This window comes from Paraburkholderia phenoliruptrix, assembly GCF_902859825.1.
Classification (GTDB): Bacteria; Pseudomonadota; Gammaproteobacteria; order Burkholderiales; family Burkholderiaceae; genus Paraburkholderia; species Paraburkholderia phenoliruptrix.
The window spans coordinates 49,605-61,951 of sequence record NZ_CADIKB010000036.1; the positions used below are offsets into that span (position 1 = coordinate 49,605).

The window sequence follows — 12,347 nt, forward strand, 5'->3', positions numbered from 1 at the left end:
AGAGGGCTGGGTTAGGCGGCGTCGATCATCTGATCGGCGGCGGAGAAGGGGCGGCGCGCGGTCTGGTCCGGCGTAGGGGCCGGCACGCCGTGCGGCGTCTGTCCGGGCAGCGCCGGACCCGAGCGCATCAGCTTGAGCATGTAATAGATGCCCGTGCCGAACACGAGGAAGTACACGACCACAAAGGCCATCAGCGAAATGCCGACCTGTTGCGCGGTGAGCGGCGACACGGCTTGCGACGTGCGCATCACGCCGTACACGACCCACGGCTGGCGGCCGGCTTCCGTGGTGACCCAGCCGGCCAGCAGCGAGACGAAGCCGCTCGGGCCCATGGCGAGGGCAAAGCGCTGGAACCCCTTCGATTCGAACAGGCGGCCGCGGCGGCGCAGCAGCCACGCGGCGACCGACATGGCGATCATCAGCACGCCGAGGCCGGCCATGATGCGAAAGCTCCAGAACACCACCGTGGAATTCGGCCGGTCTTGCGGCGGGAACTCCTTCAGGCCGCGAATCTCGCCGTCCCAGCTATGCGTGAGGATCAAGCTGCCCAGGTGCGGAATCGAGACCGCGTAGCGCGTGGTTTCCGCCTGCATGTCGGGAATGCCGAAGAGGTTCAGCGCAGTGCCGCCTTTCTCGGTGTCCCACAGACCTTCGATGGCCGCGATCTTCGCCGGCTGATATTCGCGCGTGTTCAAACCATGCTGATCGCCGACGAACGCCTGGATCGGCGTGAGAATCAGCAGCAGCCAGAGCGCCATCGAGAACATTTTCCTGACGGCCGGATCGCGCCGTCCGCGCAGCAGATGCCACGCGCCCACCGCCGCCACGACGAGCGCCGCGACGATGAACGCCGCGAGCGCCATATGCGCGAGCCGGTACGGGAACGACGGGTTGAAGATGATCTTGAACCAGTCGAGCGGCACGACCTGGCCGTTCACGACTTCGAAGCCTTGCGGCGTCTGCATCCAGCTATTCGACGCGAGAATCCAGAAAGTGGAAATGAGCGTGCCGATCGCGACCATCAGCGTCGCGCCGAAGTGCGCGCGCGGGCTCACGCGCTGCCAGCCGAACAGCATGATGCCGAGGAAGCCGGCCTCCAGAAAGAACGCGGTCATGACCTCGTACATCAGCAAAGGTCCGGTGACGGGCCCGGCGAAGCTCGAGAAGCCCGACCAGTTGGTGCCGAACTGATAGCTCATCACGACGCCGGAGACGACGCCCATGCCGAACGCGACGGCGAAAATCTTCGACCAGAACAGGCACAGGTCCTTGTAGTAAGCCTTGCCGGTTTTGAGCCAGCGCCATTCGAGCACGGCGATGAAGCTCGCGAGGCCGATGCTCAGCGCGGGAAAAACAATGTGAAAGGAGACGGTGAACGCAAACTGGATGCGGGCGAGGTCGAATGCCGATATTGCGGAGTTCATGATCGTGAAGGCGTGATGCCGCTCGTTGCGGACTACGCGCGTCGACCGGTGTCGGTGCGCACTGCGTTTCGCAGATGGCCGAAGATTAGGGGAAGACGGGCGTTTATGCTGCGCCGCGACGTGCGTCAAAAAACCGCGTTGTTTGCGCCGATTCGGGATTTTTGCGTCGCAAATAGCTGATCTGTATCAGCTTTTGCTTACTGCGTGAGATAGCGCGATGACGGCCCGGCAGGCGACAAGTGCGGCAATCGACCGCGTCGCAGCAAGGCTTGGAAACGCTGGTCGAGGCGGGCGACGGGGCTTGTGCAGGGCGATTCGCGCAGTCGCTGCAAGCCGAGCGCCGCGCTGCCTCGCGGAGGCAGGGCTTGATGCCTGATGTTATATGACATCGCATAATTATGGAGGCCATCAGCCGCAGGATTTAGGCAGAGGCTGGTTGAAATGCGGAACTCGACTTCGGGTAAATGCCTAGTTGAAATCCGTTCGCGCGTAGTTGATAGTACGTTATCGTACAACTAACGCTTTATCGCGAACCTCTCGGTCAGCTGCGACAAGTGTCGACCTCGCCCGGAAGCCGGTGCAGTAAAGGAACCCCTATGAAAAAGATCGCCCTCAGTGGCGCCGGCGGCCAGCTCGGCTCGGTCGTGCGCGCCGCGTTCATTGCGCGCGGCACGCCGCTGCGCTCGGCGGCCGGCTCGAAGCCGCTCACGCCGCTCGTCGATGGCGAGGACGTCATGCACGGCGACCTGCGCGATCCGGCGGTCGTCGACCGGCTGCTCGACGGCGTCGACGTGCTGATCCACTTCGCCGGCACCAGCGTGGAGCGCCCGCTGCCCGAGATCATCGAAAACAATTTGCGCGGTCTCGTCGAGGTGTACAAGGGCGCGCGGCGGCACGGCGTCAAGCGCATCGTGTTCGCGAGTTCGAATCACGCCATCGGCATGTATCCGGTGACCGAGCGTCTGAGCCTCGACTGCGAACTGCGCCCGGACGGCTTTTACGGCCTCAGCAAGGTGTGGGGCGAAGCGCTCGCGCGCATGTACTGGGACAAGCACGGCATCGAGAGCGTGTGCGTGCGCATCGGCAGTTGCCTCAAGCGCCCGACCGAACCGCGCCATCTGAGCACCTGGTTCGGCCATGCCGATCTGATGCATTTCCTCGACCGCTGCATCGAAGCCGATGAGCTCGGCTTCATCACCGTGTGGGGCGTCTCGGCCAATACGCGCAGCTGGTGGGACAACAGCGGCGCCGCGCGCCTCGGCTATCAGCCGAAGCAGAACGCCGAAGACTACGCCCAAGAAATTCTGGCCCGCCCCAATCCGCTCGATGCGTTGGGCCAGCGCTTCCAGGGCGGCGGCTTTGTCGGCATCGACTATTCGCGTGAAGAAGGCGGCGTGCGCAGCGGAGCGGGCACGCAGCCGGTCTGAAGACAGTTCAAAGCATTACCAGGAGACGTAGCATGAAGATCAAGGGCATCCGCTGGTGGATGGTCAGTCTGGTCGCCGCCGGGCTCATCATCAATTATCTGGCGCGCAATACGCTGTCGGTGGCCGCACCGACGTTGATGAAGGACCTCCACATCACCACCGAGCAATACGCTCACGTGGTGGTCGCGTGGCAGCTCTGCTATGCATTCATGCAGCCGGTCGCGGGCTTTCTGCTCGACACGGTCGGCACCAAGCTCGGTTTTGCCGCCTTCGCGCTGGCGTGGTCACTCGCGTGCGCGGCCGCGGCCTGGTCGACGGGCTGGCGCAGCCTCGCGTTCTTTCGCGGCCTGCTCGGGATTGCCGAGGCGGCCGGCATTCCCGCCGGCGTGAAGGCCACGAGCGAGTGGTTTCCGGCCAAGGAGCGTTCGGTCGCGATCGGCTGGTTCAACATCGGGTCGTCGATCGGCGCATTGCTCGCGCCGCCGCTCGTGGTGTGGGCGCTGTTGCACGGCCAGTGGCAGCTGGCTTTCGTGATCGTCGGCGTGGCGGGCATTGTGTGGAGCGTGGTGTGGATGGTGCTCTATAAGCATCCGCGCAACCAGAAAATGCTCGGCGATGCCGAACGCGACTACATTCTGAGCGGCCAGGAAGCGAAGCACAGCGACGACGGCGCGCCGAGGCGCAACTGGTTCGCCATGCTGAAGAGCCGCGACTTCTGGGCGATCGGCATTCCGCGCATTTTGTCGGAGCCGGCATGGCAGACCTTCAACGCGTGGATCCCGCTCTACATGATGACCGAGCGTCACATGAACCTGAAGGAGATCGCGCTCTATGCGTGGATGCCGTTTCTCGCCGCGGATATCGGCTGCGTGCTCGGCGGCTATCTGAGCCCGCTGTTCCACAAGTACGCGAAGGTGTCGCTTTTCACGTCGCGCAAGATGGTGTTCGTGGTCGGCGCGCTGTGCATGATCGGACCGGCGTGCGTGGGCCTCGTCGCGAGTCCCTACGTGGCGGTGGCGCTCTTGTGCGTGGGCGGTTTTGCGCACCAGACGCTGTCGGGCGCGCTGTACGCGATCACGTCGGACATGTTCGGCAAGAACGAAGTCGCGACCGCGACGGGCATGGGCGGCATGGCCGGTTATCTGGGCGCCGCGGCGTTCACTGCGCTCTTCGGCGTGCTCGTGACGCAGGTCGGCTACAGCCCGCTCTTCGTGCTGCTCGCGGTGTTCGACATCATCGCGGCCTGTGTGGTGTGCCTGCTCGCGAAGAGCGCGGACAAGACCGCACAGCCGCGCTGGTCGCAGGCCAATGGCACGGTCGCCGCGAAGTAGCAGAGGATGATGCGTTGCGCCGGCATGATCCGGCGCGAACTACCCAACTGCCCGACCACGCAGCCGCGGCACGCACGGACCCGCACACCCTCATACGCTGTGGGATAATTGCGTGCTTTGCCCGCGGCGCGGCTCAAAAGGTTGTTCGCACGGGCGCTCGAGGGGCCGTCACTCCCTTGGCCCGCTTCTTTCAAGCGATATTCATTCAACAACCACGATGCCCGCATACCGTTCCAAAACCTCCACCGCCGGCCGCAACATGGCCGGGGCGCGCTCGCTGTGGCGCGCCACCGGCATGAAAGACGAAGATTTCTCGAAGCCGATCATCGCGGTGGTCAATTCGTTCACCCAGTTCGTGCCCGGCCACGTGCACCTGAAAGATCTCGGCCAGCTCGTCGCGCGCGAGATCGAGGCTGCCGGCGGCGTCGCCAAGGAATTCAACACCATTGCCGTCGACGACGGCATCGCCATGGGCCACGACGGCATGCTCTATTCGCTGCCGAGCCGCGACATCATCGCGGACTCCGTGGAATACATGGTCAACGCGCACTGCGCGGACGCGATGGTGTGCATCTCGAACTGCGACAAGATCACCCCCGGCATGCTGATGGCCGCAATGCGCCTGAACATTCCCGTGATCTTCGTGTCGGGCGGCCCGATGGAAGCGGGCAAGACGCGCCTCGCAAATCCGAAAACCGGCACGATCGAATTCAAGAAGCTCGACCTGGTCGACGCCATGGTGATTGCCGCCGACAAGGCCTATTCCGACGCGGACGTCGCCGAAGTCGAGCGTTCCGCGTGCCCGACGTGCGGCTCGTGCTCGGGCATGTTCACGGCCAATTCGATGAACTGCCTCACCGAGGCGCTCGGCCTTTCGTTGCCGGGCAACGGCACGGTGGTCGCCACGCACGCGGACCGCGAGCAGCTTTTCAAGCGCGCCGGTCGCCGCATTGTCGAACTGGCCCGCGAGTACTACGAACAGGAAAAAGCGAGTGTGCTGCCGCGCGCAGTCGGCTTCAAGGCGTTTGAAAACGCCATGACGCTCGACATCGCGATGGGCGGTTCCACCAACACGATTCTTCACTTGCTGGCCATTGCGCAGGAAGCCGGGATCGACTTCACGATGGCCGACATCGACCGGCTGTCGCGCGTGGTGCCGCAGTTGTGCAAGGTGGCGCCCAATACGAACAAGTATCACATCGAAGACGTGCATCGCGCGGGCGGCATCATGGCGATCCTCGGCGAGCTGGATCGCGCGGGCAAGCTGCACACCGACGTGCCGACGGTCCACGCGCCCACGCTGAAAGACGCGCTGGATCACTGGGACATCGTCCGTACTGAGGACGAAGCCGTCCGCACCTTCTACATGGCGGGTCCCGCCGGCGTTCCGACGCAGGTGGCGTTCAGCCAGAACACGCGCTGGCCGAGCCTCGACCTCGACCGTGCGGAAGGCTGCATCCGCTCGTACGAGCATGCCTTCTCGAAGGAAGGCGGCCTTGCAGTGCTGACGGGCAACATCGCGCTCGACGGCTGCGTGGTGAAAACCGCCGGTGTCGACGAGAGCATTCTGGTGTTCGAAGGCACGGCGCATGTGACCGAGTCGCAGGACGAAGCAGTCGAGAACATCCTTGCGGGCAAGGTGAAGGCGGGCGACGTCGTGATCGTGCGTTACGAAGGTCCGAAGGGCGGACCAGGCATGCAGGAAATGCTCTACCCGACGAGCTACATCAAGTCGCAGGGGCTCGGCAAAGCGTGCGCGCTGCTGACGGACGGCCGCTTCTCCGGCGGCACGTCGGGCCTGTCTATCGGCCACTGCTCCCCGGAAGCGGCGGCGGGCGGCGCGATCGGCCTCGTGCGCGACGGCGACAAGATCCGCATCGACATTCCGAACCGCACGATCAACGTGCTGCTGTCGGACGCCGAGCTTGCAAGCCGCCGCGAAGAGCAGAACGCGAAGGGCTGGAAGCCGGCCAAGCCGCGTCCGCGCCAGGTGTCGGCGGCGCTCAAGGCTTATGCGAAGCTGGTGATGTCGGCCGACAAAGGCGCGGTGCGCGATCTGTCGCTGCTCGACGATTGATGCTTGCGCAGGGCTTCGTGCTCTGGTTGTCAGAAAAGCCGCTCCCCGGAGCGGTTTTTTTGTCGCTGCGTTAGCCGCGACAGCCATCTGAAAACGCGGCGGGGCGCACCCCCGCCGCGTTTCACGCTTACCGCAGATCCACCACGTTCGTGTTGTACGTCGTCGAGCCGATCACCACGTTCTTCAACGTAATGCCGTTGACGTTGTACGCGTAGATCTGCCCGGGTGTGGTCGACGTGGCCGGTCCGGCGCACACCGCCGTGCCTAGATTGCAGTTCGAGATGGTCACGCCGGTGATGGGCGGAATCGTCGGCGCGGGCGTCGGCCCGTTGTAGTCGAATGCGACGGGGCCTTGCGCGACGATTGCCTGGAAGCACGACCCGGTGACGCCGTTGAGCGTCACGTTGCTCGCCTGCACGTTCGAGATGTTGACGTTCTGCACGACCGCGGGCCGCGTTCTGATCGCGTCGTTGGCCGGCTGGTAGTCGCAGTCGAACGTGATCAGGCCGCCCTGGGCCGCGGACGGATTGGCCGCCGCTGCGCTCACCACGCCCAGCGGCACGGTGCTGTTGATCGGGCTGCCGGCGAGCAGCGCGCTGCCGTAGCCGCCGCCCTTCAGCGCGACGCCGTTCGGCAGCGTGACCTTGTCGACGTAGAAGTTCTTCACGAAGCCGCCGCGATTCATGTTCGTCTTGATGCGGATCGCGATGTTCAGCGGATTGGTCGCCCAGTTCTGATTCAGCATCTGCAGATTGCGCGCGTAGATGTTCTGCACGCCGCCGCCCATTTCGCTGCCGAGCGTGATGCCGCCGTGGCCGCTGTTCATCGTGCAGTTCTGGATGACGTGGTTTTGCGCGGGGCCGTATTGCGTGTCGAGGTCCTTGCCGGATTTGATTGCGATGCAGTCGTCGCCGGTGTTGAAGGTCACGCCGTCGCACAGCACGTTATCGCACGCGTCGGGGTCGAAGCCGTCGTTATTCGGACCGATGCTGTTGGTCGTCACGCCGCGAATCACCACATTCTTGCAGTCGGTCGGATGGTGCTGCCAGAAAGGGGTGTTGTTCGTGCAGTAGTTTTCCATCAGCACATTCGTGCAGCCGATGAACTCGACCATGCACGGGCGCAGATAGTGCCCCATGCCAAAGACGCGCTTCGCGAGCGGCACGCCGGCCTCGGAAAGCGCGGGCAAGTAGTTCTGATCCTCCTGCCAGGGCGTTGTCGGGCTCGTCAGCTGGGCGTAGAGCGCGTCGGAAATGCCCGGCGCGGCGGTCCGGAGATCCACGTTGTTCGGATTCTTGTAGACCTGCGAGGGCGTCGACGAACTCACGCAACCGTAGGCGCCGTTGGATCCCTTGAAGGTCCACCAGCACGTCGCCGTATTGCCCGAGCCGGAGAAGGGCGTCATGGCCTGGCCGTTGAGCACCGAGGTGGCGTCTTCGCCGGTCAGCGCAATGTTGCTCTGGTTGCGCGCGTAGATGGGCGAGCCGAAGTTCAGGCAGTCGTTGGCCTGCCAACGGCTATAGAACAGGTTGCCGTTCGCGCCGCAATTGACCGGGCCGTCTTTGGCGTAGTCAGCCGGATTGGGGCTGAAATAGATCGTGCAATTGGCGCTGAGGTGAAAATTGACGTTGCTCAGGAGTACGATCGGACCCGCGCAATACCAGTTGCCCGAAGGCACCACCACGCGGCCGCCGCCCGCCGCATTGCAAGCCTGAATTGCCGCGAGAAACGCGGGCCGGGAGTCGAAGGAAGAGGCCGCATGGGTCTGATTCGAACCGGGACTCGCCGGGGACGAAGCGCCTGTATACGGATTCGTCGCCGCGACCACGGCGCACGGTTGCGCGCCGTATTGCGTGACCACGAAGTCGCGCGAGGGGAACATGGACTGCGTGATGCCGGCGAGCGAGGCGATGATTTGCGTCGCGGCGCCGTAGCTGCCCCAGATCGGATCTTCCGGCGTGAGGCCCGAACTGCCGGAGCCGCCGCAGCCGGACAAGCCGCCGAGCAGCGTCGCACCAGCGGAGGTTCCGGCGAACACCATGAAGGCCCGGCGTCCGGGCGAATGCGGCTCGGCCTGAGCCGCGTGGTTCGAAGCTGCCCGTTTGCTGCTGTTCTTATAGTGAGTTGCCACGAATGTCTCCTTGCCCTTCAGGGCGTTGTCAATAATCGTCGATGCAGGAAAGCGCCGTGTTCATTGCACTCGCTTTCATTTAATTCAGTCATCCTTAGTAAGTGAAAGAAACGAAGGGCGTTTGTCGGCTCAGCCCCGCTATGTGTCTGGGTATAGAGCCCATTAACGTATGACGCGCCGCTTTACCCGTTCGTCGAAGGGAACAGGCGAAGCGGCGCGAGCCGGGCGCGTGGCGAATCAGGCGGTTTGCTGACCGATTTCGTGATTGGCGAGCACTTCGAGCGCGCGCACCATCGCGGAGTGATCCCACGCTTTGCCGCCGTGCGCGACGCAGGCATTGAAAAGTGCCTGGCAGGTGGCCGTATTCGGCAGCGAAACCCCGAGCGCCTGCGCCGTCGAAAGCGCCAGATTCAAATCCTTCTGATGCAGCTCGATGCGAAAGCCCGGGTCGAACGTGCGCTTCGTCATGCGTTCGCCGTGCACTTCGAGGATGCGCGAGGACGCAAAGCCGCCCATCAGCGCTTCGCGCACGCGAGCGGGATCCACGCCCGCTTTCGATGCAAGCAGCAGCGCCTCGCCGACGGCCTCGATCGTGGCGGCCACGATCACCTGATTGGCGACCTTGCACACCTGTCCGGCGCCCACCGCCCCGATCAGCGTGACGTTTTTTCCCATCATGTCGAAGAGCGGCTTCACGCTGTCGAAGGTGGCCTGCTCGCCGCCGACCATGATGGTGAGCGACCCTGCCTTCGCGCCCACTTCGCCGCCCGACACCGGCGCATCCAGATAGTCGGCGCCGGTCTCGCGCACGCGCGCCGCGAAATCGCGCGTGGCCATCGGCGAAATCGAGCTCATGTCGACCACGGTCTGGCCCGCATGCAACGCGCTGGCGAGTCCGTTTTCGCCGAACAGCACGCGTTCGACGTCCGGCGTATCCGGCACCATGATGAAGATCACATCGGCCTCTGCGGCGACGGCCGCGGGACTGTCGCAAGCCTGCGCGCCGGCTTGGGCGAGCTCAGCGGGGACGCCGCTGCGCGTGAACGCGGCCAGCTTCACGCCGTTCTTCAAAAGGTTCGCGGCCATGGGCTTGCCCATGATGCCGAGTCCGATAAAGCCTGCTTTTTGCATGGAATGCTCCGAAGATGTCATGGCGGCCCCGGTCGGGCCCGCGCGATGCGCGGGTCAGCTCGGATCCGCCGGTTTCTTGATGAAGTGTCGATGAACCGCCTGCGCCGCGTTCCGCAAAAGCCCGAGATCGGCGCATACGGCGATGACGCGACAGCCCATCGCGAGATACCGTTCGGCGTCGGCTTGCACCGGTGCAAGAATGCCGCTCGGCTTGCCTGCGGCCTGCGCACGTTCGAACACATGCGCGATGGCCTGCTGGACGTCCGGGTGCGCGGCGTTGCCGAGATGCCCATAAGCCGCCGCGAGGTCGGATGGGCCGACGAAAACGGCATCGACGCCGTCGACGGCGAGAATCGCGTCGATCGACTCCACGGCTTGGCGGCTTTCTATCTGCACGATGACGCAGACGTTGTCGTTGGCCATGTCAAAATAGTCGGGTACCGTCGCGTAGCGGTTGCCGCGGTGGCCCACCGACACGCCGCGAACGCCCTGCGGCGGATAGCGCGTGGCGGCGACCGCGCGCGCCGCGTCGTCGGCGTTATCGACGAACGGCACGAGGAAATTTGCAAAGCCGCTGTCGAGCAGCCGTTTGATGACCACGCTGTCATTGGCCGGCGGGCGCACCACCGGCGCGCTTCGGCTATCCTTGAGCGCCATCAGTTGCGGGATCAGTGTGAGGACGTCGTTGGGCGCATGCTCGGCGTCGAGCAGCATCCAGTCAAAGCCGATCACGCCGAGCAGTTCCGTGACGATCGGACTCGCGAGCGAGGCCCAGCAGCCGACCAGCGTTTCGCCGCTGCGTACCGCGTGGCGGAAGCTGTTGGGAAAAGACTGATAAGGCGGGCAGGGCGCGGCTGGCATGAACGTATTCCTCGAACGCGTGAGATCGGGTTGAGTTCCGACGAGGGCTGAACCGCATGTTATAGGTCGTCGTATATCTAAATGCAGAGTAGCACCCGATCAGCCGCTTGTAACGGTCACGTTAACCCGAACCGCCGGTGCCGCGGACCCGTTTGCGGTTGCGCCAGTGCACCGTGTGTTGTAGGATGACTTATATCTAGTGCTTTTCAAACAAGGAAAGAGACATGTCCCATTCCAGCGAAGTCACCGGCCAGATCACCGGCGAAATGCTGATCGGCCGCAAGGCCGTACGCGGCGCCGAAGCAGCGCTGCACGCGTTCAATCCGGCTACCGGCACGAATATCGCCGAGCCGGTGTTCGGCAGCGGCACGGCCAGCGACGTCAACGCGGCGTGTGAACTAGCGCACAAGGCCTTCGATCCGTACCGGCAACTGCCGCTCGCCGTGCGCGCCGAGTTCCTCGAGCGTATCGCCGACGGCATCACCGCGCTGGGCGACGCGCTGATCGAGCGCGCGCAGCAGGAATCCGGCTTGCCGAAGGCGCGCCTCGAAGGCGAGCGCGGCCGCACGACCGGCCAGCTCAAGCTGTTCGCGCAAGTGGTGCGTTCGGGCCAGTGGCTCGCCGCCACGCTGGATTCGCCGCTGCCGGAGCGTAAGCCGCTGCCGCGTTCGGACCTGCGCATGCAGAAGATTCCGCTCGGCCCGGTCGTCGTGTTCGGCGCGAGCAACTTCCCGCTGGCGTTCTCGGTGGCGGGCGGCGACACGGCTGCGGCACTGGCTGCCGGCTGCCCGGTGGTCGTGAAGGCGCACCGCGCGCACCTCGGCACGTCGGAGATTGTCGGTCGCGTGATCCAACGCGTCGCCGAGGAGCTGGATCTGCCCGAGGGCGTGTTCTCGCTGATCGTCGGCGCGGGCAATTCGGTCGGCGAGGCGCTGGTCGCGCATCCGGCAATCAAGGCGGTCGGCTTCACCGGCTCGCGCGCGGGCGGTCTGTCGCTGATGCGCGTGGCGGCGGCGCGCCCAGAGCCGATTCCGGTTTACGCGGAAATGAGCAGCATCAATCCGGTGTTTCTGCTGTCGAACGCGCTCGCGCAGCGCACGGAGAGCATTGCGCGCGGTTTCGTGGATTCGCTCGTGCTCGGCGCCGGCCAGTTCTGCACGAACCCGGGTCTCGCGATCGCCGTCGACAGTGACGCACTCAGAAATTTCGTCGCGACGGCGTCTGAGGCGCTCGCGGCCAAGCCCGCGCAAACCATGCTGACCTCGGGCATCCACGCGGCGTACACGGAAGGCGAGGGCAAGCTGGCCGCGACCGCCGGCGTCGAAACGGTGGCGCGCGGTGCCGGGGCAACCGGTCCGAACCAAGCGTGCGCGGCATTGTTCGTCACCGACGCGCGCACCTTCCTCGCCACGCCGGCGCTGGAGGACGAGGTGTTCGGCCCGGCCTCCACGATCGTGCGTTGCAGGGACGAAGCCGAGTTGCTGCAGGTTGCCGAGCACTTCGCCGGTCAATTGACCGCGACCATCCAGATGGACAGCGCCGATCTGCCCGCCGCGCAAAAGCTCGTGCCGATTCTGGAGCGCAAGGCGGGGCGGCTGCTCGTCAACGGTTTCCCGACGGGCGTTGAAGTCTGCCACGCGATGGTTCACGGCGGCCCGTTCCCGGCGACGTCCGACAGCCGCGCGACCTCGGTCGGCACCACCGCAATCGAGCGCTTCCTGCGTCCGGTCTGCTACCAGGATTTCCCGGCGGATCTGTTGCCGCAGGCGCTGGCCGACGCGAATCCGCTGAACCTGTGGCGTCGTCGGGATGGTGAGATCACGCGCAGCTAAGTGCGTATGATGTTTCGCATGGAATGAAAAATGTCCGCTGTCAAGTCTTTGATGCAGACAGGCAGTGGCGCGAAAGGTCTTACGGAGCAACAAGTTAGGCCAGATTTCGGCCATCGAGTGCTCTTGCTGCTTT

The 12,347-nt window shown here is 64.6% G+C and carries 8 protein-coding genes; 4 read left to right on the plus strand and 4 right to left on the minus strand.

Annotated features, from left to right (window positions below):
• Positions 1 to 11 precede the first annotated feature (11 nt).
• A complete protein-coding gene (locus HV711_RS26445; RefSeq protein ID WP_013592045.1) occupies positions 12 to 1,424 on the minus strand; it encodes a cytochrome ubiquinol oxidase subunit I in 1,413 nt (470 codons plus the stop codon).
• A 596-nt stretch (positions 1,425 to 2,020) separates the two neighbouring features.
• Here HV711_RS26445 and HV711_RS26450 point away from each other — a divergent pair.
• From HV711_RS26450 to ilvD, 3 genes are all read left to right on the plus strand, one after another.
• A complete protein-coding gene (locus HV711_RS26450) occupies positions 2,021 to 2,851 on the plus strand; it encodes an NAD-dependent epimerase/dehydratase family protein (RefSeq protein WP_035480882.1) in 831 nt (276 codons plus the stop codon).
• Between the two features lie 32 nt (positions 2,852 to 2,883).
• Complete coding sequence (locus tag HV711_RS26455; RefSeq protein ID WP_035480883.1) at positions 2,884 to 4,182, plus strand: MFS transporter; 1,299 nt, start codon at positions 2,884 to 2,886, stop codon at positions 4,180 to 4,182.
• Positions 4,183 to 4,399: 217 nt separating this feature from the next.
• The gene (gene ilvD / locus HV711_RS26460; RefSeq protein ID WP_035480885.1) at positions 4,400 to 6,259 is read left to right on the plus strand and encodes a dihydroxy-acid dehydratase; all 1,860 of its coding nucleotides are present in this window, start codon (positions 4,400 to 4,402) and stop codon (positions 6,257 to 6,259) included.
• Between the two features lie 127 nt (positions 6,260 to 6,386).
• Here ilvD and HV711_RS26465 read toward each other — a convergent pair whose 3' ends face one another.
• The 3 genes from HV711_RS26465 to garL all read right to left on the minus strand — a co-directional run bounded on the left by HV711_RS26465 (position 6,387) and on the right by garL (position 10,382).
• Entirely contained in the window at positions 6,387 to 8,390 is a 2,004-nt protein-coding gene (locus tag HV711_RS26465; protein WP_035480887.1) for a glycoside hydrolase family 28 protein, read from the minus strand.
• Between the two features lie 237 nt (positions 8,391 to 8,627).
• On the minus strand, positions 8,628 to 9,542 hold the full coding sequence (locus tag HV711_RS26470) for a 2-hydroxy-3-oxopropionate reductase (protein WP_082201461.1): 915 nt from the start codon (positions 9,540 to 9,542) through the stop codon (positions 8,628 to 8,630).
• A gap of 33 nt (positions 9,543 to 9,575) precedes the next feature.
• Complete coding sequence (gene garL, locus HV711_RS26475; protein ID WP_028361345.1) at positions 9,576 to 10,382, minus strand: 2-dehydro-3-deoxyglucarate aldolase; 807 nt, start codon at positions 10,380 to 10,382, stop codon at positions 9,576 to 9,578.
• Positions 10,383 to 10,606: 224 nt separating this feature from the next.
• Between garL and HV711_RS26480 the strand changes: the two genes are divergently transcribed.
• Positions 10,607 to 12,214, plus strand: coding sequence for an aldehyde dehydrogenase (NADP(+)) (locus tag HV711_RS26480; protein ID WP_035480889.1), 1,608 nt, complete (start codon positions 10,607 to 10,609; stop codon positions 12,212 to 12,214).
• The last annotated feature ends 133 nt before the right edge of the window (positions 12,215 to 12,347 follow it).

Excerpts from the sequence above, each read along its gene's own strand:
- HV711_RS26470 (WP_082201461.1), bottom strand. The coding sequence starts at position 9,542 with ATGACATCTTCGGAGCATTCCATGCAAAAAGCAGGCTTTATCGGACTC.
- garL (WP_028361345.1), bottom strand. The coding sequence starts at position 10,382 with ATGCCAGCCGCGCCCTGCCCGCCTTATCAGTCTTTTCCCAACAGCTTC.
- HV711_RS26445 (WP_013592045.1), bottom strand. The coding sequence starts at position 1,424 with ATGAACTCCGCAATATCGGCATTCGACCTCGCCCGCATCCAGTTTGCG.
- ilvD (WP_035480885.1), top strand. The coding sequence starts at position 4,400 with ATGCCCGCATACCGTTCCAAAACCTCCACCGCCGGCCGCAACATGGCC.
- HV711_RS26455 (WP_035480883.1), top strand. The coding sequence starts at position 2,884 with ATGAAGATCAAGGGCATCCGCTGGTGGATGGTCAGTCTGGTCGCCGCC.
- HV711_RS26450 (WP_035480882.1), top strand. The coding sequence starts at position 2,021 with ATGAAAAAGATCGCCCTCAGTGGCGCCGGCGGCCAGCTCGGCTCGGTC.
- HV711_RS26480 (WP_035480889.1), top strand. The coding sequence starts at position 10,607 with ATGTCCCATTCCAGCGAAGTCACCGGCCAGATCACCGGCGAAATGCTG.